The 18,465-nt window shown below is 45.7% G+C and carries 16 protein-coding genes; 5 read left to right on the forward strand and 11 right to left on the reverse strand.

Going from position 1 to position 18,465, the window contains the following annotated elements; all coding sequences use genetic code 11:
• Window positions 1-2 precede the first annotated feature (2 nt).
• The 3 genes from folB (at window position 3) to H5647_RS09300 (ending at window position 1,733) form a co-directional block, all read left to right on the forward strand.
• Entirely contained in the window at window positions 3-356 is a 354-nt protein-coding gene (gene folB / locus H5647_RS09290; RefSeq protein ID WP_045858028.1) for a dihydroneopterin aldolase, read from the forward strand.
• A gap of 5 nt (window positions 357-361) precedes the next feature.
• Entirely contained in the window at window positions 362-859 is a 498-nt protein-coding gene (gene folK / locus H5647_RS09295) for a 2-amino-4-hydroxy-6-hydroxymethyldihydropteridine diphosphokinase (RefSeq protein ID WP_045858029.1), read from the forward strand.
• A gap of 319 nt (window positions 860-1,178) precedes the next feature.
• Window positions 1,179-1,733, forward strand: coding sequence for a hypothetical protein (locus H5647_RS09300; protein ID WP_045858031.1), 555 nt, complete (start codon window positions 1,179-1,181; stop codon window positions 1,731-1,733).
• 114 nt (window positions 1,734-1,847) lie between these two features.
• Here the strand turns inward: H5647_RS09300 and H5647_RS09305 are convergent, their stop codons facing one another.
• Entirely contained in the window at window positions 1,848-2,591 is a 744-nt protein-coding gene (locus H5647_RS09305) for a pteridine reductase (RefSeq protein ID WP_045858033.1), read from the reverse strand.
• Window positions 2,591-3,826 carry a multifunctional CCA addition/repair protein gene (locus H5647_RS09310; RefSeq protein WP_045861254.1) on the reverse strand — a complete coding sequence of 412 codons (1,236 nt, stop codon included), beginning with the start codon at window positions 3,824-3,826 and terminating at the stop codon, window positions 2,591-2,593. The genes H5647_RS09305 and H5647_RS09310 overlap by 1 nt, the downstream gene beginning before the upstream one ends.
• 397 nt (window positions 3,827-4,223) lie before the next feature.
• Here H5647_RS09310 and H5647_RS09315 point away from each other — a divergent pair, with 397 nt between their 5' ends.
• Window positions 4,224-5,162, forward strand: coding sequence for a DMT family transporter (locus H5647_RS09315; RefSeq protein WP_045858035.1), 939 nt, complete (start codon window positions 4,224-4,226; stop codon window positions 5,160-5,162).
• A gap of 21 nt (window positions 5,163-5,183) precedes the next feature.
• On the opposite strand, the gene H5647_RS09320 is transcribed toward H5647_RS09315, so the two are convergent.
• From H5647_RS09320 to H5647_RS09330, 3 genes are read right to left on the reverse strand one after another with little or no spacing between them, the layout of a single operon-like run.
• On the reverse strand, window positions 5,184-6,719 hold the full coding sequence (locus H5647_RS09320) for a SpoVR family protein (protein WP_045858036.1): 1,536 nt from the start codon (window positions 6,717-6,719) through the stop codon (window positions 5,184-5,186).
• A 1-nt stretch (window position 6,720) separates the two neighbouring features.
• Entirely contained in the window at window positions 6,721-7,989 is a 1,269-nt protein-coding gene (locus H5647_RS09325) for a YeaH/YhbH family protein (RefSeq protein ID WP_045858037.1), read from the reverse strand.
• 51 nt (window positions 7,990-8,040) lie between these two features.
• On the reverse strand, window positions 8,041-9,963 hold the full coding sequence (locus H5647_RS09330) for a PrkA family serine protein kinase (protein WP_045858040.1): 1,923 nt from the start codon (window positions 9,961-9,963) through the stop codon (window positions 8,041-8,043).
• A 419-nt stretch (window positions 9,964-10,382) separates the two neighbouring features.
• Between H5647_RS09330 and galE the strand changes: the two genes are divergently transcribed.
• Window positions 10,383-11,402 (forward strand): UDP-glucose 4-epimerase GalE, encoded by a 1,020-nt coding sequence (gene galE, locus H5647_RS09335; RefSeq protein ID WP_045858042.1) that lies wholly within the window; start codon window positions 10,383-10,385, stop codon window positions 11,400-11,402.
• Here the strand turns inward: galE and H5647_RS09340 are convergent.
• The 6 genes from H5647_RS09340 to H5647_RS09365 form a co-directional block, all read right to left on the reverse strand.
• Window positions 11,399-12,211 carry a symmetrical bis(5'-nucleosyl)-tetraphosphatase gene (locus H5647_RS09340; protein WP_045858043.1) on the reverse strand — a complete coding sequence of 271 codons (813 nt, stop codon included), beginning with the start codon at window positions 12,209-12,211 and terminating at the stop codon, window positions 11,399-11,401. The two genes, galE and H5647_RS09340, sit on opposite strands and share 4 nt — an antisense overlap.
• A gap of 41 nt (window positions 12,212-12,252) precedes the next feature.
• Window positions 12,253-12,612: a Co2+/Mg2+ efflux protein ApaG gene (gene apaG, locus H5647_RS09345; RefSeq protein WP_045858044.1), complete on the reverse strand. Its 360-nt coding sequence runs from the start codon at window positions 12,610-12,612 to the stop codon at window positions 12,253-12,255.
• 27 nt (window positions 12,613-12,639) lie between these two features.
• Window positions 12,640-13,461 (reverse strand): 16S rRNA (adenine(1518)-N(6)/adenine(1519)-N(6))-dimethyltransferase RsmA, encoded by an 822-nt coding sequence (gene rsmA / locus H5647_RS09350; protein ID WP_045858045.1) that lies wholly within the window; start codon window positions 13,459-13,461, stop codon window positions 12,640-12,642.
• The gene (pdxA, locus tag H5647_RS09355; protein ID WP_045861255.1) at window positions 13,458-14,447 is read right to left on the reverse strand and encodes a 4-hydroxythreonine-4-phosphate dehydrogenase PdxA; all 990 of its coding nucleotides are present in this window, start codon (window positions 14,445-14,447) and stop codon (window positions 13,458-13,460) included. The genes rsmA and pdxA overlap by 4 nt, the downstream gene beginning before the upstream one ends.
• A gap of 99 nt (window positions 14,448-14,546) precedes the next feature.
• Entirely contained in the window at window positions 14,547-15,842 is a 1,296-nt protein-coding gene (locus H5647_RS09360) for a peptidylprolyl isomerase (protein WP_045858046.1), read from the reverse strand.
• A 6-nt stretch (window positions 15,843-15,848) separates the two neighbouring features.
• Window positions 15,849-18,374: an LPS-assembly protein LptD gene (locus tag H5647_RS09365; RefSeq protein WP_052691967.1), complete on the reverse strand. Its 2,526-nt coding sequence runs from the start codon at window positions 18,372-18,374 to the stop codon at window positions 15,849-15,851.
• Window positions 18,375-18,465: the final 91 nt, after the last annotated feature.

The following is an 18,465-nucleotide window of genomic DNA, read 5'->3' on the forward strand; positions in this document are numbered from 1 at the left end:
TTATGGATATAGTTTTTATTAACGATTTACGCATCAATACTATTATTGGTATTTTTGATTGGGAGCGAGAAGTTAAGCAAACGGTTCGCCTCGATGTAGAAATGGCGCACGATATCCGTAAAGCCGCCGAAACAGATGATATTCAATATGCTCTAGACTATAAAAAAGTGTCGAAGCGATTGATTTCATTTATTGGCGAATCGGAATTTTTCTTGGTTGAAACTATGGCGGAGCAAGTGGCTGCTATTATTCGCGAAGAATTTAAAGTGCCGTGGTTGTGCCTAAGTGTTAGTAAACCAGGCGCATTACGAGGAGCCGAAAGTGTTGGCATCCGTATAGAGAGAGGTGAGCGCTAAACACAATGGCAGAGGTATTGTTGAGTGTTGGAAGTAATATTGAACGGGATTTAAATATTCGCTCTGGGCTGAAATCTTTGGCGCTTGAATTTGGTACGTTGGCATTATCGCCGGTATATGAAAGCGAAGCGATTGGTTTTCAGGGTGATAATTTCTACAACCTTGTGGTTGCTATGCATACGGCTTTGTCGGTGGGGGAATTATCTTCTGTACTGAAATCCATCGAAAATAAGCATGGCAGGGATAGATCCTCGGCAAAGTTTAGCGCGCGAACCTTAGATATTGATATTCTTACGTATGACCAGCAGCAAGGTGAATGGGAAGGTATTTCATTGCCGCGAGATGAAATTAAAAAAAATGCGTTTGTATTATTGCCAATGGCCGATCTAAGACCCAATAGTTATTACCCAGGAAGCGAACAAACATATAAGGCTCTATGGGAGCGTTTTGATAGTACCTCGCAGAAATTATGGGTAGTACCTTTTCCGCTGAATGTTGAGTGAGCCACTTTTTATAACCCCTTAAATGGAAGTGAATGAAAATCGGCCCTAGCGAATCGCTCGCCCCGTAATGACGGTCGTACTTAGCCATAACGCTAAATCACTGTGCCGTGCGCATCATATTCTACACTTTTCGTATTTGGCATAACCCTTCGTTATTTTAAACGTTAGCGCTTATCATATGTCCGTCTAAACGTGTGCTGGCACCGGTGTCTAAAAACAGATACCTTTAATCTCGCGAACACGTTTTCTCGTATACCTTTCAAATATGTGAAAAATAACATTGTTATTTGATCACGAGAAAACCTTTCTGGAGGCAACTATGCGACGTTACTATTATGTGAGTAATGACTTAACCGATATTGAAAAAGCTGAAATTGATTTGTTTGATGCTGGGTATTCTCAAGAACAGGTGCACATTCTTAGTCAGCAAGATGCTGAATTGGAAAAACGACATCTTCATGAAGTTAATCCTTTTGCGCGCTTAGATATTCTTCGTTCGGGGCTTGTTGGCGCCGCGATTGGTGCATCGCTAGCCGTTATCGTTGTGCTTATTGGATTTGTCTACAAAGCTGAAACAGCGATTGACTGGCTTCCGTTTGTATTTTTAGCCGCGGTGTTGTTTTTTTTCTCAACATGGGAAGGAGGGTTTTACGGCATTCAGGTGCGTAGCGCCGAATTTAAACGTTTCCAAGACTTGCTTAACAGCGGGTTTCACGTGCTTATGGTCGATACGGATACAAAAGATCAAGATACTCTTCAGCGTTTGATGGCTTACCATGAATCTTTGTCTGATGCTGGTGAAGGGGCAGCGCGCCCAGAGTGGCTCATTGCATCACAGCGTAGTTTTCACGCTTTTGTAAAAGCAATGCCTTAGGTCGGCAATTACGCTCTTCTAAGGTGTACCTCACAACCTTGGAGAAGGTATAGAAGCTGGTAGGTTTTTACCTGTACCGCCTATATTCGATAGGCGGTTCCCTACCTTTCGCAGCTATTGCTGCAAGGTTTTTCCCCCATCAATATTCAGTATTTGCCCGGTAATGTAGTTGTTGTGTTTTGCCAAAAATTGCACCGCATCGGCGATAACGGTGCAGCCACCTATGGTCTTGAGTGGGATAGAGTTTAGTCTTGCGGGGTTCTCAATTAAATTTCCGTCTGAATCTTCTGGCCATAATATGGCGCCAGGGGCAATTCCGTTTACGCGAATATGCGGTGCAAACTCCAACGCTAAAGATTGTGTAAGCATTAGGTTTGCGGCTTTGGCCATGCAATAAATAGTGTGATTTTTTAGTGGCCGGTGGGCGTGCACATCGGCAATATTAATAATGCAGCCGTTGGCCTGTTTTAGCGGTTGGCGCAGCGCATGCGACAAAAATAAAGGCGCTTTTGCGTTTGAGTTGAATAGGGCATCCCAGTCGGTTTCGTCGAGACTCTCGAGAGGTGTGGGGAAAAAACTCGAGGCGTTATTGACTAAGAGATCACACCGGCCTACCGCCAGTAATAGATCGTGTGCGATAGACTGTGCAGTATTGGCGCCACTGAGTGTTGCTTGAATGACGAAAGCGGAGTTAGCGCGCACTGTATTCAGTTGTTCGCGTAAAGCGTGCGCTTGAGGCAGTGACCGGTCGCAATGAATCACCACCGTATAACCTGCGGTGTGAAGCTGTTGCACAATAGCGGCGCCTATTCTTCGGGCGCCACCTGTTACTAGAGCAACGGGTGCGGGGTTGTTCATTATTCCTTCACCTTATAATTTTTCTTGAACGATTCTAGTAGCGATAATCGTTTTTTGTGTAAGGCTTCTCCAAATGCCGCGCCCTTGTGGCCTTGTGCCGCAATGGCTTTGGTATCGATGGTACTCATTGCGAGACGCGCGGCTTGAAAAAATTCGGCTTGCGGGTAAGCCCTACTTTCAAACCCTGTTCTGCCTTGGGCGTCGGCTTGGCAACATACGCAAAAGTGTTCGAATCGTTCAGGCCGCCTGAAAGCGTCAAGGCGTTGGAGTGTTTCGAGTAGTTTTTTAGTGCTCAGCTCAAAGGCTCTGTGACAGTGAGTATGGAATTGCGCGACGGCCAATGCCAATTCGCGGTGAGGGTTAGGTACGCTTAGCCGATTGCACAGCGCGTTGATTAACGGCAAGCCAGTCTCTTCGTGGCCGTGGTGTTTGGGCCATTGATGCTGGGGGGTGAGCCCCTTACCCAGGTCGTGCATAAGTGCGGCAAAACGAACCTCGGAATGCTGGCTGAGTTCAACGCTACGCTGCATGCACAGAAGTACATGTTCTCCTGTGTCTATTTCAGGGTGGTGCGCGGCGGGTTGTGGAACACCAAATAGCGCGTCAAGCTCGGGCATGAGCTTTGCCAACGCGCCACAGGTGCGCAGTACACGAATAAAAACGTCGGGAGACGGCTCGTCTAGCGCGCGCGAAAATTCTTTCCATACACGCTCAGCCACTAGGTGATCAATTTCACCATTTTTTACCATCTGGGTCATTAGCGCCATAGTTTCCGGCGCTACGGTAAACCCCAATAAGTGGAAGCGCGCGGCAAATCGCGCGACGCGTAAAATACGCACAGGGTCTTCGCTAAAGGCATCTGAGACATGGCGAAGTTTTCGTTCAGCCAAATCTCGTTGCCCCTTGTAAGGGTCGATAATGTTACCGGCCGTATCTTGCGCCATTGCATTGATCGTAAGGTCTCGACGCAAAAGATCTTGTTCAAGAGTAATGTCTGGGGCGGTATAGAATTGGAAACCTTTGTAGCCCTTCCCCGATTTTCGCTCTTGACGAGCGAGGGCATACTCTTCTTTTGTATTAGGGTGTAAGAAAACTGGGAAGTCTTTACCTACGGGTGTAAAGCCAGCGTCGAGCATGTGGTCGGGGGTGCTACCTACGACCACCCAATCTCTATCCGGGGCTTTAATGTTTAATAAGGCGTCGCGAACGGCGCCGCCGACTAAATAACAGTTCATTTTTTGTATTTGCGGTTGACGTATATCAATATATATCGCACACTCTAAATCAACTCGTAGAGCATTGCCACATATGTGCATTTATTTGCGAGTAAGAATTATTAAATGTGTTGTTTTTTTTGAATTTTAATTTAGGTTTAATATAAAGTATTTTCAGTTACTACGAGATAAATATGATTTTCATGGCGGCAAAATTTGTAGCGATTATCGAGGCACACTCTGTGTGGGTCTTGCGTTGTTATTTTTTGTGCGTGCCGGATAAGTAAACGTTAGATTTAAATACTCATTCCACAAAGGCCGCAGCGTAAAAACTGCGGCCTTTGTCGTTTTAGGCTTTAAATATTTTTTTATTACTTCAGTCACTCCCGCTATTTACTGGACGGGTGAGGGAATACTCATGCCTGTAATATTGGCTTACATCTTTGTTGTTTTTATTTGGGCTACAACGCCACTGGCTATTCAGTGGAGTAATAGTAGTTTAGCATTTGTTACCTCTGTGAGCTTACGAATGGTTTTTGCGTTGGTTATTTGCGCTACCTTACTCGCAATTTTAAACATTCGCTTAATCGAAAAACGCAGTGATTGGTGGGCATTTTTGGTTGGCATGATAGGGCTATACCCCAATATGTTAATTATATATTGGGCCGCTCAGTATATCTCATCAGGGCTCATGGCTGTTATTTTGGGTTTGTATCCGTTTGCTGTGGGATTCTTTTCGTTGATATTTACGAAAGAGAATGTATTTAATCCTGCAAGAATAGTGGCGCTAGGGATTGCGGTAGGAGGGCTTTATGTACTGCATTACGATCAAATAGCCTTAGGTCATGATGCGGTTCTTGGTGTCCTTGGAATGGTGGCTTCGTCGATACTCTTTGCGTTTAGTTCGGTACTGGTGAAATTGGTAGGAGGGGGCGTCGGGCCGTTACGGCAATCAACGGGGGTTCTAGTGTTGTCGGCCCCCGCATTTGTCATAACGTGGTTTTTTTTGGATGGTGAAATCCCTACGGACATCGATACTAAATCGATTATGGGTTTGAGTTATCTTTCTGTGGCGGGTTCCGTTATTGGGCATACGTTATTTTTCTATGTGTTGCGTCATTGTTCAATGGTTTCTGTTTCACTCATTCCATTGTTAACACCCGTTTTAGCGTTGTCGATAGGCGCTGTATTTGCACAAGAGGTGATTACATTCAAAACGATTATAGGCAGCGCGATGGTGTTATTTTCACTGGGTCTGTATCAAGGTGTTTTTCAAACGATTGGCGCGGGCATTAAAAATATTCGTATTACTCACGGTGGGCTATGGGCAGTTGTCACGCGTGGTAAGGCACATTAGTTTGCGCTGGAAAAAGCGATGTTATGATAAGTCGTCTTGTAGATTGACGGATAAATCTGGGCAGTGGAATTCTTGCTTGGTGTGTTCATCTTCAATGGATTGTAGGTGAACATTGAAACCCCATAGACGGTGCACATGTTTTAGCACTTCATGGGCGGTTTTCTCATCGAGCGGTTGTCGATTGAACCGATAGTGATGAAGCGTGAGCGATCGATCGCCGCGAATATCGACATCAAACACTTGGATGTTAGGTTCTCTGTCGCCTAAGTTGTATTGTGCAGATAACGCTTCTCGAACATGCTTGTAGCCCGTATCGTCATGAATAGAGACGACTTCGATTGTATCCTTTCTGTCATCATCGAGAATGGTAAATAACCGCAGTTTTCTAATCAGTGATGGTGAGAGGAATTGCAAAATGAAACTCTCATCTTTAAAGTTTCGCATCGCGAAATTAAGGGTTTTATTCCAGTCTGAACCGGCGATATCTGGAAACCATTTTTTGTCTTCCTCTGTAGGGTGTTCGCAGATACGGCGAATATCGGTCATCATATGAAAACCAAGTGTGTAGGGGTTTATACCCGAATAATAGTCGCTATTGTAGGGTGGCTGATAAATCACGCTGGAATGAGATTGCATGAATTCGAGCATAAAGCCGTCAGTGACCTGACCTTTATCATAGAGAGAGTTTAATAATAAGTGGTGCCAGAAGCAGGCCCATCCTTCGTTCATTACCTGAGTTTGGCGTTGTGGGTAAAAATACTGGGCAATTTTTCTCACAATTCTAATTATTTCTCGTTGCCAAGGCTCGAGTAAGGGGGAATTTTTCTCAAAGAAATAGAGCAAGTTTTCTTGCGGTTCTGAGGGGAATCGTTGCTTATCACCATAGTGAGGTGATTTTTCACTCGCGGGTATTGTTCTCCATAAGTCATTGACCTGTTTTTGTAAGTATTCTTCACGTTCTCGCTGACGTTCACTTTCTTCGTAGGTTGAAAGCGGGTAGGGCCGTTTATAGCGGTCCACACCGTAATTCATAAGTGCGTGGCAGGAATCCAGCATTTCTTCTACGGCATCAACTCCGTGGCGCTCCTCACATTGCGCAATATAATGTTTAGCGAATACGAGATAGTCAATAATGGACGTGGCGTCGGTCCAGGCTCGAAATAAATAGTTACCTTTAAAGAAAGAATTATGGCCGTAGCACGCATGGGCAATCACTAGTGCCTGCATTGTCATGGAGTTTTCTTCCATGAGATAGGCGATACAGGGGTTGGAATTTATAACGATTTCATAGGCCAAGCCCATTTGGCCACGGTTGTACGATTGCTCAACACTAAGATATTGTTTCCCGTATGACCAGTGGTTATAGCCAAGTGGCATACCAACCGACGCATAGGCATCCATCATTTGCTCAGAGCTGATGACTTCAATTTGGTTTGGGTAGGTGTCTAGACCAAAATCCTGCGCAATTTGGCCTATAGCGTCATCGTAGGCGCGAATTAAATCGAAGTTCCATTCAGAGCTGGTGGAGAGTGGCGAAGTTGCGCGAATTTTCGTCATATTAGTCCGTCTGCTTTTGAAAAAGTTGCTTAAAAACGGGGTAGATATCGGTGGCGTTGAAAAGTTGTTTCATGGCAAATGTATGAGGGAAGTCAGTCAATACCTCTTCGTAAGAATGCCAGAGTGCTTGATGTTCACGCGTTGTTATTTCGATATACGAAAAGTACTGTACTTTGGGTAATATTTTCTCGGTAAGCACTTGGTAGCAAATTGAGGAATCATCGTTCCAGTTATCGCCATCGGAGGCTTGTGCGCCGTATATATTCCATTCATTCTCAGGATAACGCGATTTTATTACGTCGTCCATCAAGTGGAGTGCGCTTGATACAATGGTTCCCCCGGTTTCTCTGCTATAAAAAAACTCTTGTTCGTCAACTTCTTTTGCACTCGTATGATGGCGTATAAACACCACGTCAGTTTTCTCGTAATTACGCTGTAAAAACAGATAAAGTAGTAGGAAAAAACGTTTTGCTATGTCTTTAGTGGCTTGGTCCATTGAACCGGAAACATCCATCAAACAAAACATTACGGCTTTTGATGTAGGTATAGGGTATTTGACTTGAAGGTTATATTTTAGATCGAAGTCGTCTAGCCACGGTACACGTTTTATTTTTTCTCGCAGAGCTTCAGCTTGTTTATTAAGCTGGGCGAAAGTGCTGTCTGTCGCGTCGCCGTCCGGTTCATGCTGTATTAGTTGTTCTTCTATTGCTTTTAGTTTACGACGCTTTTTGGCCGTGAGCGCTATGCGTCGTGAGTTGGCAGATCTTAGGGAGCGAATAACGTTAATTTTTCCGGGAGAGCCTTCATTACTGACGCCTGCACGACGAAATTCAAATTCTTCATTTCCTGAAAGTTGACGCTTGACAAGATTGGGTAGCGCTAAATCTTCGAATAGGAAGTTTAAAAATTCTTCTTGCGAAATTTGAAAAATAAACTCATCTTCTCCCTCGCCTTTATCGCTGGCGCCTGAGCCTTTTCCTCCCGAACCTCCGCCAGATGGTCTGGGTATATGGTCTCCAGTGCTGAACTGGTCATTACCGGGCAGTACGCGAGTATTCCGGCCTCCACTGCCGTGTTGGAACAGCGGCTCACTCAGATCTCTGGAGGGAATACTAATATGTTCGCCACTTTCTACATCCGTAATGGAGCGTTTGTCCACGGCGTCGGATACAGCTTTTTTTATGTGTTTTCGGTAGCGGCGTAAGAAGCGCTGGCGATTAACCATGCTTTTCTTTTTTGAATTGAGTCGCCTATCAATGATGTAACTCACATTACGCCTCTTGTTATCGCTAAAGTGTGGAATGAGCTTGTTGGAGGCACGCTATTGTGATTTTCTTACACGTAAATACCATTCCGATAATAGACGAACTTGCTTTTCTGTATACCCGCGTTCTACCATTCTGGCGACGAAATCTTGATGTTTTCTTTTGTCGTCTGTAGAAGATTTTGTATTGAACGAGATTACGGGTAATAAATCTTCTGTATTGGAAAACATTTTTTTCTCTATGACGGTTCGAAGTTTTTCGTAACTATTCCATAGAGGGTTATTTCCGTTGTTGTTAGCTCTTGCGCGTAGAACAAAGTTTACAATTTCATTTCGAAAGTCTTTCGGGTTACTGATGCCCGCGGGTTTCTCTATTTTCTCGAGTTCTTCGTTTAATGCTCCTCGGTTCAGTATTTCACCTGTTTCCGGATCACGGTATTCCTGATCTTGAATCCAGAAGTCGGCATAGGTCACGTAACGATCAAATATATTTTGGCCATATTCAGCATATGATTCTAGGTAAGCGGTTTGGATTTCTTTTCCTATAAATGCGACATATCGAGGCGCTAAGAATTCTTTGATAAAGGAGAGATAGCGGTCGTGAATTTCTTCTTGAAACTGTTCTTGTTCTATCTGTTGCTCAAGCACATAGAGAAGGTGAACGGGGTTGGCTGCAATTTCTGTTGGGTCGAAGTTGAATACTTTTGAGAGTATTTTAAACGCAAAACGAGTAGAGAGGCCTGTCATGCCTTCGTTTACACCAGCGGCATCTTTGTATTCTTGTAATGATTTTGCTTTTGGGTCGGTGTCTTTCAGATTTTGCCCGTCATATATGCGCATTTTGGATAGAATGCTCGAGTTTTCGGGGCTTTTTAGACGAGAGAGTACCGTGAATTGTGCAAGCATTTTGAGAGTGTCGGGTGCGCAGGGCGATTTGGATAGCGAGCTATTGTGTAAAAGTTTTTGGTAAATATGTACTTCTTCTGACAGCCGTAAGCAATAAGGAACTTTTACTATATAAACTCTGTCAATAAATGCTTCATTATTTTTGTTGTTTTTGAAGGTTTGCCATTCGGCTTCGTTAGAATGGGCGAGCACAATGCCATCATAGGGAATTGCACCGAGGCCTTCAGTACTATTGTAATTTCCTTCTTGGGTGGCCGTTAATAGTGGGTGAAGCACCTTAATAGGGGCTTTAAACATTTCAACGAATTCCATAATACCTTGGTTAGCCCTGCACAATCCTCCAGAAAAACTATAGGCATCGGGGTCGTTTTGAGGAAAGTCTTCTAATTTTCGTATATCGACTTTTCCCACTAGTGCAGAGATGTCCTGATTGTTTTCGTCACCAGGCTCTGTTTTTGATACCGCTATTTGGTCGAGTACGGAAGGGTACATTTTAACGACCTTGAATTGACTAATGTCTCCACCGAATTCGTGTAGCCGTTTTACGGCCCACGGAGACATGATGGTTTTAATATAACGGCTGGGTATTCCGTAGTCTTCATGGAGGATGTTGGCGTCTTCTTCTGGATCGAATAAACCTAAAGGTGATTCGTATACGGGGGAATCTTTAAGGCAGTATATGGGTTGTTTTTCGATAAGGGCTTTGAGTTTTTCGGCGAGAGATGATTTGCCCCCTCCAACGGGGCCTAACAAATAGAGTATTTGTTTTTTTTCTTCTAATCCTTGAGCGGCGTGTTTAAAGAAAGAGACTATTTGTGAAATGGCTTCTTCCATACCATAAAAATCTTCGAAGGCTTTGTAGCGTTTTATAATTTTATTTGAAAAAATTCTGCTTTTGCGGGAATCTTTCGCGGTGTCGATGAGTTCTGGTTCGCCAATGGCCGCAAGCATACGCTCAGCAGCGCTAGCGTATACGCTGGCGTCTTTTTTACAGAGTTCGAGATAGTCTTGTATAGACAGTTCTTCTTCTTGAGTCGCTTCATATCGATCTTGGAAGTGGCTAAATATGGTCATGTACGCTCTCCTTCAACACCAGCTGCGGCAGTGCATTGGTAGTGAATACGGGAAATTCGGCGGGCCGGATCTACCTGAGAATTGACATAGTGAGATTGACAGTGCTTTAGTGGTCGCTCTCTTGTGTCTTTACTGGGTAAAACAGAAGGTAAACATTCTTCAGAAATATTTACCTTCAGCCCTTTTTAAGAATAGACGGTAGAATAATAAACGCTGAATATTCTGTGGATGGTTTCTGAGATTTTTGTGGTCAGCGGAGGCTATGTGACAATATATTGTCAGTTCTGCGGGGGAATATTACGGATTAAATTATTTATCAATTTATGCGCCATTTCTTCTACGCTTACGGCGGAAGGTGCGTCGCGTCTGCGGCTGCATTATGGGATAATGAGTGCTTTTAACCTTAAGGGTTTATCGTTATGACAGTATTGGTAACAGGTGGTGCGGGCTATATTGGTAGTCATACCTGTATTGAACTTATTAATGCAGGGTTTGATATTGTAGTTGTCGATAATCTTTGCAACAGTAAGTCTGAATCACTTAAGCGTGTTGAAGATATTACGGGCAAGTCTATTCCTTTTCATTTGCTCGATGTTACCGACAAACCTGCTTTACGAGAGGTATTTGAACAGTACTCTATTTCGGCGGCTATTCATTTTGCGGGTTTAAAAGCGGTAGGTGAGTCGAACGAAATTCCTCTTGCGTATTACCACAATAATCTTGGTGGCACGGTCGCTCTGTGCGAGGTTATGCAAGAGTATGGTGTGAACCCTTTGTTATTTAGTTCGTCGGCTACGGTATACGGCGATCCCGCGTCTGTGCCTATTCTAGAAAATTTTCCTACCAGCGCAACGAACCCTTATGGCCGTAGTAAGCTGATGGTAGAAGAGGTTCTCCGTGATACTTGTAAAGCGTCTAATAATACGTGGCGCATTGCGCTGTTACGTTACTTCAACCCTATTGGTGCGCATGAAAGTGGCCGTATAGGAGAAGACCCACAGGGTATACCGAATAATTTATTACCCTTTGTGGCTCAGGTTGCGGTGGGCAAGCTAGAGAAGCTAAATGTTTTCGGAGATGACTACCCAACGCAAGACGGAACGGGTGTACGTGATTACATTCACGTTGTGGATCTTGCAAAAGGTCATGTAAAAGCACTGCAAAAGTTGCTTGGGTCTGAACCTTGCTGCCTAACGTATAATTTGGGCACAGGGCAAGGTTATAGTGTATTGGAAATAGTAAAAGCATTCGAAGCCGCGAGCGGCCGAAAGGTGCCGTATCAAATTAGCCCTCGTCGCACTGGTGATATTGCGGAATGCTATGCTGACCCAGCATTGGCGGCGAATGAGCTTGGCTGGAAGGCTGAGTATACCATTGAGCGAATGGTTCAAGATTCTTGGCGCTGGCAATCCAATAATCCTAAGGGATATGAGGCTTAGCAGTCGCACTCTATGGTAAATCGTTTACCGTCCTCAAGGCGGTAAGCGGTAAGTTTTTCTCCCCAGACACACCCCGTGTCCAAGCCAATAAAATTCTCGAATAAAGTCTCGCCTTTTAGCGCTGCCCAGTGGCCAAAAATAATATTTTTATTCGCACACTTGTGTGAAGCATGCTCGAACCACGGCGCGAACCCTTGCGGGGCATTTTGTGGGCCTGCGTTTGTTTTGAATTCTAGCTGGCCGTTTTTTGCACAGAAACGCATGCGAGTGAAATAGTTAGTAATTATTCTTAAGCGGTCGTTGCCTTTGAGGTCATCATCCCATTTGTCTGGCAGGTTGCCGTACATACTGTATAAAAAATGTTGGTAGTGTTTACTTTGTAATACTGTTTCAACTTCTTTTGCGTAGCCTAGAGCTTCGCGTATTGTCCATATGGGGGGTATACCCGCGTGTACCATGGTAAAACCGAGTTTCTTGTCGCGGTATACTAATGGTTGTTGGCGAAGCCAGTGAATAATCTCTTTGCGGTCAGGAGCTTCTAGAATGGAGTGCATCTCGTTTGATGCACTGAGTTTTTTAATGCCGATATCTGCCGCGAGAAGGTGTAAATCGTGATTGCCCAATACCGTTATTGCAGATCGTCCGAGTTTTTTTACGCGTCGTAAAACACCCAGGCTGTTGTGGCCTCGATTCACGAGGTCACCGGCGAACCATACTTGGTCATGTTTTGGGTTGAATTTAATCTTATCTAGAAGTTCTTCTAGCGGGTCTAAACACCCTTGCACATCTCCGATCGCGTAGGTTGTCATAGGAATTAAAGGCCTTGCTGTACGAAAGAAAAAGGGGCTTGTTAGTGTAAGGCTGAGGGTTGTACTAGCGCAAAAGTGGGTATGGGCGTTTCAAATCGGCTGCCATCATCGCGTAGCATGACATAGTGCCCTTCCATTGTGCCCGTACTTGTTTCGAGCACGGCGCCACTGGTATAGGTGTAGGATTCCCCCGGCTCAAGCCTCGGTTGCTCTCCCACAACGCCAACGCCCTTCACCTCTTGTACTTGGCTATTGGCATCGGTTATATGCCAATAGCGGCTTACGAGCTTTGCGGCGTATTCGTCGTTGTTTTCGATGCAAATGGTATAAGCGAATACATGTTGATTTTCATGGGGCTTAGACTGTTCATTTAAATACTGGGCTGTAACATTAACCTTCATTACTTCACTCGCGCGTTGCTGTGGGTTCTATTCGGCTGGCCAAATTTCATTACACAGTGTTGTGTAATCTAGCAGGCTTAGATTTTCTGCTCGTTTGGTAAGGTCAATAGTAAAGTTATTGTCGTCAAAGTTCACCTCTAATGCTTTCAGCGAGTTACGAAGTGTTTTGCGACGTTGGGAGAAAGCGGTTCTAACGAGGTTTTCCAGCTTACTCAAATGGTGCACGGGGTGTGGCAATACTGTGTGAGGGGTTAGCCGTACAATTGCGGAGTCGACCTTGGGGGCAGGCTGAAAGGATTCAGGCGGCACCTCGAAGAGGTTTTCTACTGAGCAATAATATTGCGCCATGATACTAAGGCGGCCATAGTTTTTATCCCCTGGCACCGCCGCTAAGCGTTGCACTACCTCTTTTTGGAGCATGAAGTGCATATCTTGCACTTTCTCTTGGTAGCTTAGTAGGTGGAAAATTAATGGTGTCGAAATATTGTAAGGCAGGTTACCGACAATTCTTAGAGGTGCTTGGTCTCGCCAGAGTGTGGCAAAATCAAATTTAAGTGCGTCGGTTTGATGAATGTTGAACTCGGTATATTTGGCGAACTGGGCCAATAGGATTGGTATGAGATCGCGGTCTAGCTCTATGACATTCAGGGTCTCGCAGTGCTCTAATAATAAACCGGTAATGGCGCCTTTACCTGGCCCAATTTCAATAAGGTTATCGTCGGCGCGGGGGGCAATACTGCGTACAATTCGGTGGATAAGGCGTTCGTCGACAAGAAAGTTTTGACCAAATCGCTTGCGTGCCTTATGTTCAGTTGGGCGCCCAGAAGCGCGGTGTTGGGTAGGACTCATGATGGGGTTTCCACGGAATTACGAGCAAGGTAGAGTGCTTCGCGCAGTGCGACGTTCAAACTGCCTGCGTCGGCCTTCCCTGTGCCGGCTAAATCTAGCGCGGTACCATGATCGACGGAGGTACGAATAAAGGGGAGGCCTAAAGTAATATTGACCGCGTTGCCAAAACCTTTGTATTTGAGCACGGGTAGCCCTTGGTCGTGGTACATGGCCAAAACGGCATCAGCGTTGTCTAAGTGTTTGGGAGTAAATAATGTATCGGCTGGCAAGGGCCCAATCAACGTATTGCCTTGCGCTCTAAAGCGTTCTAACACGGGCGTTATCACGTCAATTTCTTCCATTCCCATATGCCCACCTTCACCAGCGTGAGGGTTTAACCCGCAGACGAGTACCGTGGGGCTGTTGAGATCAAATTTTGTTTTCAAGTCGTGCAGCAATATAGTAAGAACGCCACTCAGGGATTCGTCGGTGATCGCGGCCGAGACGTCTTTTAGCGGGAGATGTGTGGTGGCTAATGCAACGCGTAGGCCTGTGGTTGCAAGCATCATGACGACCTTATCCGTACCGCTTTTCTCGGCGAAAAACTCCGTGTGACCCGAAAAGGCGACACCGGCGTCGTTGATAACACTTTTTTGTACGGGGCCTGTGACAACGCCAGCAAAAAGGCCAGAGATGCAACCGTCGGTTGCGGTTTGCAGTGTGCCTAGTACGTAATGAGCATTGCGTTTGTCTAATGTGCCCGGTGTTACGGGAGCGGCTAAAGGAGTATCAACGATATAAAGCTCGCCGGCGTTTGTTTTGAGCGGAGAGCCGTGAGCGTCGAAATCAATGAGCGTTAATGGAAGCTTGAGCTGTTCGGCCCGCTCAGCAAGCAGAGCGCGGTTGGCAATACACACCAGCTGACAGTCGTGTGCTTGTTGAGCAGCGGCAATCACAAGGTCTGGGCCTATGCCTGCGGGCTCGCCGGGCGTTAATGCTATACGCAGTATTTGGGTCACTAGAGTTGCTCATAAAAATAGGGCGAGTACTAAGACTCGCCACAGGTACAGCGATATTCGCTGCAGGGGGTTTAAGCGGTAAACACGCTATATTTTGTGTTCAATAAAGGCTTCGTCGCGCATTTCTTGCAGCCATACTTGGGTTTCATCTTCGAAACGTCGGCTGGTGAGCACGTTACGGGCTTTTTGACGAATAGCTTCTTGGGTGAAGTCTTCTTGGCGGCGGCCCATAACTTCTAGAATATGCCAGCCGAACTGGGTTAAGAACGGCATACTGACTTCGCCAATTTCAGCGTCTCGTATCGTTTGTGCAAATTCAGGCACGAAAGACTCTGGGCTGGTCCAGTCCATATCACCGCCTTGTAGTTTGGAGCCAATATCTTCGGAGTGGTCTTTTGCTAGGTCTCCAAATTCGGCCTCACCTTCGATAATTTGATTACGTAAATCGGTAATTTTGGCGAGTGCTTTTTCTTTATTTAGAATAGCGGAAGGTTTGATCAATATGTGCCGAACATGGGCTTGATCGACAATTTGTTTTGTCTCGCCTTTTTTATGGTGCAGCTTCAAAATATGAAAACCTGCCTGGCTTCGGGCCGGTTTGGCGATTTCGCCAATTTCCAGTTTAGGTGCTATCTCTGCAAATAAAGTGGGGAGATCGGTCGATTTTCTGTAACCTAGATCGCCGCCTTTTAACGCGGATGGTCCAGAAGATTCGGCAATAGCCAGTTCTTCGAAGTTAGCGCCAGCTTGCAATTGTTTATAAATGCGTTCTGCACGTTCTTGTGCTGCGGTACTTTGCGCTTTGGTTGGGGAAGCGGGTAAAGCGACTAAAATATGGCCTAGCCGGTAATCGGGTGAGATCCAAAATTGCGCATCGGCTGATTTTAAGAAGTTACTAATTTCTTGCTCTGAGATACGGATACGGCCTTGCACAACACCTTGCGTTACATTACGAATAATCAAGTCGCGGCGTATATTGGAGGCAAACTCGCTAATAGACGAGCCTTCTTTCGCGAGTTCTTCCGATAACGTTTGGACGGTTAAGCCTTGGCTTGCGACAATATTCTGGATGGTACCGTTAACTTCCGCATCAGGGATTTCAATGCCGTAGCGTTCGGCCATGTTGATTTGCAGTGTCTCGGAAACAAGCTGATCCAAAATTTGTTTCTGTAAAACATCTCTCGGGGGTAAGCGCATACCCGCTTTTTCTGCTCTGCCGGCAATTTCTAGCATTCGAGAGTCGAGTTCTGATTGTGTAATCACTGACTTATCGACAATGACCACAATGCGGTCAAGCATTTGTGGCGCGGCGCAAACGCTCATCGTAGAAAAAGAGCAAAGCAAGCCCAGTAAAGGGGTAAGAATTCGTTTAGTTATATGCATAGCGTTTTACTTATTGAGGCGTTTTTCTCGTTCACGGTAGCCGTAAATACTATCTTCCAGTATTGCATCGACCTTCGCGCCCGAACTTCCCAGCCCTTTTAGGTGTATTTCAAAAAACACGCCCTGATCATACAGAGCGTCATTGCTTTCAGTGAGGGCCGCTATATTACTGTCCAACCAGCGGCGAGCCAAGAGGCGAACACGATAGCAGCAATCGTTGTATTCGAGCCCAGCGAATGCTTCCAGTTCCCGTTGGGACGTAAAATCGTAATTATAGCGTGCCATGCTAACCCATTGTTTAGCGATAGGCTTAACAAAAGAGAAGTCTAATTGATCTATGCCTGTGCTTCGATTCGCGTCTTGTCGAACGTAGCTGTAACCGAGGTTGAGCAAAGATTGATCATCTTGTGCATTTAGTTGAACACCGGCGGAGCCTCGGGTGAACAGATTGCTTTCGCTATCAAAAATACTACTGGCAAAAAAGCGCCCCCAAGGCCCGAGGCGCATGCGTAATTCCCCTGCGAATTCCGATTGCTCTTGATTGTTAACGCTCTGGTCAATTGAGACGCGTTGATCTTGAAGGTAGAAAGTTTGCCCAAGGCTTACACTGAGTAGTTCTTCGCCGGAATCGTTATCGTACCAATTGGAGGTTACGCCAAAAGTAGCGCGGTTAGCATCTTCCAATCGGTCGTGGCCACTGAAACGCGAATCGCGGTAAAGCTGTGAATAGGAGAAGGTCCGTTCAGTGGTGTCGAAGTTCACGGACTGCCCATCGTCAGTAAGGTTAAACAGCTCCGAATGATCATCATAGCTTCGATAGAGATAGAATAGCCGAGGCTCCAGGGTTTGTAAGTACTTACCTCTTGGGTTGTCGAATATAAGGCCCATATCCAAACTGGCGGATGCGGTGGCGAGAGTGGGCGCGCTATTTGCGTGGGACGATAGGGCTGCCTCATTCAATTGATAGCTCAAGCTTTGCAGGCCTAGTTCCGGTTTAAAAAAACCCCAGCTAGCACGTTTGCTAATGTTGGTTCTATAGTCGGTGGTAAAGCGCTGGCCTTTTATTATCTGCTTGCCATTGCTCCAATAATCATCACCGTGGCCGAAGTTGGTGTACTCATGATGAAGCTCTGTTCCAACGGAACCTTGTTGAAAATTACCGGTAAAGTTGATGTGAGGTAGTCGTTGATACGGGTCATCAACATCGTAAAGCAAAATTTGATAATTTTGGGCAAGGGCACTTAAATGCCAATGATCAAATCGGTAGCCAGCACTAACGGATTGATCGAGGTGAGTTGTATTTTGGACGGAAAAGGACGAAATGCCGAGGTCACGAAAATAATCGTTATCGCTTACTTGTGTGTATTCAATTTCAGAAAACCATTGCTGGTGATCGCCACCGTATTGCAGTAGATGCCCAAGCCATCGGTTTTCACCTTGATAGGGTGACGCTTCTTCTTCGGTGATTAGGCCTGCGTTTATTTGTTCGTTTAGGTCTGCGCTACGGCCACCTTTGTCATTCGCCAGAAAAGCTAAATCAACGGTAGTGGCAAATGCACGGCTTAAGTGGCGCCCTTCGGTTTCTAACATTAGCCCACGCTTACTGATTATCCTGGGTGTAACGGTCGCGTCGTAATGGGGGGCCAGATTGAAATAATAGGGTACGGCAAGGTCTACACCGTTGCGTTCGCTTATGCTAATAGATGGAAATAGCAAACCCGATTTTCTGTCACTACCGACGGGAAACGTAATATACGGCAGGTAAATAACGGGTACATCGAGCACTCTCAGTTGAATGTTGTGCCCTGTGCCTTGTTGGTTTTGAGGGTCGATGGTAATCCTTTCGCCTTGTAATACCCACGCGTTGGAATCGGGTTCACAACTTGTAAAAGAGCCATTTGTTAGTTCGATGACCTGCTCAGAACTTTGACTTATGGAGCCAGCGCTTCCGCGCAAATGTTGATCGTGCAGTACGAATTCGGCATCGGTAAACGAGGCGGAATGGTCGGAGCCGCTAGCTTTGGCTTCGCTGCCGTGTAATAAAATGCCTGGCTGCCGAATAACAACGTGGCCTTCCATGCTCGCCTCGTTGTCGAGAATGTTATAGGTCATTTTGTCTGCATTAATTGTCCGCGCTCCCTGAGACAAAATAACATTGCCTTCAAGTTGCGCCACTTCACCCGCGCGCACCACGGTTTGATTGGCTTCAATTTCGAGTGGGAACTCTTCTAAATTGTTGCCGCGAGCCCCTAGTGATTTAGCCACGTTTTTCATGGGGTCTATATAGGCGCCTTCACACCCCACTGGCACGGCCAGTTGTTGTTCTAGCGTAAGCTCGTCAAACGTTTGCCAATCGTAACGCGCTTGTAGCGGTTGATTCTTGAGAGACAATTCGTCTTCGGCGTGCCCAAATAGAGACGTTATAGAAAGCGATACAAGCGCGCTTGTGAGAATCAAAAATTTGCTGACCGAATAGCCGCGTATTTGCCGAGGTAGATCCGATGGCTTGTGGCGAGCAAAGCTCTTGGGCATACTGATTTCCAATCAAATAAAAGATGTTACGACGCCAATGGCGGGGAGTGGGTCTATGTTTCCCAAGGCGCAGATTCTACTGATCTCGCGG

Origin of the sequence: Teredinibacter purpureus, assembly GCF_014217335.1 — a bacterium.
GTDB lineage: Bacteria > Pseudomonadota > Gammaproteobacteria > Pseudomonadales > Cellvibrionaceae > Teredinibacter > Teredinibacter purpureus.

What these genes read in the sequence shown, in the direction of transcription:
- H5647_RS09340 (WP_045858043.1), bottom strand. Translation starts at nt 12,211, where the DNA reads ATGACAACCTACGCGATCGGAGATGTGCAAGGGTGTTTAGACCCGCTA.
- H5647_RS09315 (WP_045858035.1), top strand. Translation starts at nt 4,224, where the DNA reads ATGCCTGTAATATTGGCTTACATCTTTGTTGTTTTTATTTGGGCTACA.
- H5647_RS09360 (WP_045858046.1), bottom strand. Translation starts at nt 15,842, where the DNA reads ATGCATATAACTAAACGAATTCTTACCCCTTTACTGGGCTTGCTTTGC.
- H5647_RS09310 (WP_045861254.1), bottom strand. Translation starts at nt 3,826, where the DNA reads ATGAACTGTTATTTAGTCGGCGGCGCCGTTCGCGACGCCTTATTAAAC.
- H5647_RS09330 (WP_045858040.1), bottom strand. Translation starts at nt 9,963, where the DNA reads ATGACCATATTTAGCCACTTCCAAGATCGATATGAAGCGACTCAAGAA.
- rsmA (WP_045858045.1), bottom strand. Translation starts at nt 13,461, where the DNA reads ATGAGTCCTACCCAACACCGCGCTTCTGGGCGCCCAACTGAACATAAG.
- folK (WP_045858029.1), top strand. Translation starts at nt 362, where the DNA reads ATGGCAGAGGTATTGTTGAGTGTTGGAAGTAATATTGAACGGGATTTA.
- galE (WP_045858042.1), top strand. Translation starts at nt 10,383, where the DNA reads ATGACAGTATTGGTAACAGGTGGTGCGGGCTATATTGGTAGTCATACC.
- apaG (WP_045858044.1), bottom strand. Translation starts at nt 12,612, where the DNA reads ATGAAGGTTAATGTTACAGCCCAGTATTTAAATGAACAGTCTAAGCCC.
- H5647_RS09305 (WP_045858033.1), bottom strand. Translation starts at nt 2,591, where the DNA reads ATGAACAACCCCGCACCCGTTGCTCTAGTAACAGGTGGCGCCCGAAGA.
- H5647_RS09300 (WP_045858031.1), top strand. Translation starts at nt 1,179, where the DNA reads ATGCGACGTTACTATTATGTGAGTAATGACTTAACCGATATTGAAAAA.
- H5647_RS09365 (WP_052691967.1), bottom strand. Translation starts at nt 18,374, where the DNA reads ATGCCCAAGAGCTTTGCTCGCCACAAGCCATCGGATCTACCTCGGCAA.
- H5647_RS09320 (WP_045858036.1), bottom strand. Translation starts at nt 6,719, where the DNA reads ATGACGAAAATTCGCGCAACTTCGCCACTCTCCACCAGCTCTGAATGG.
- folB (WP_045858028.1), top strand. Translation starts at nt 3, where the DNA reads ATGGATATAGTTTTTATTAACGATTTACGCATCAATACTATTATTGGT.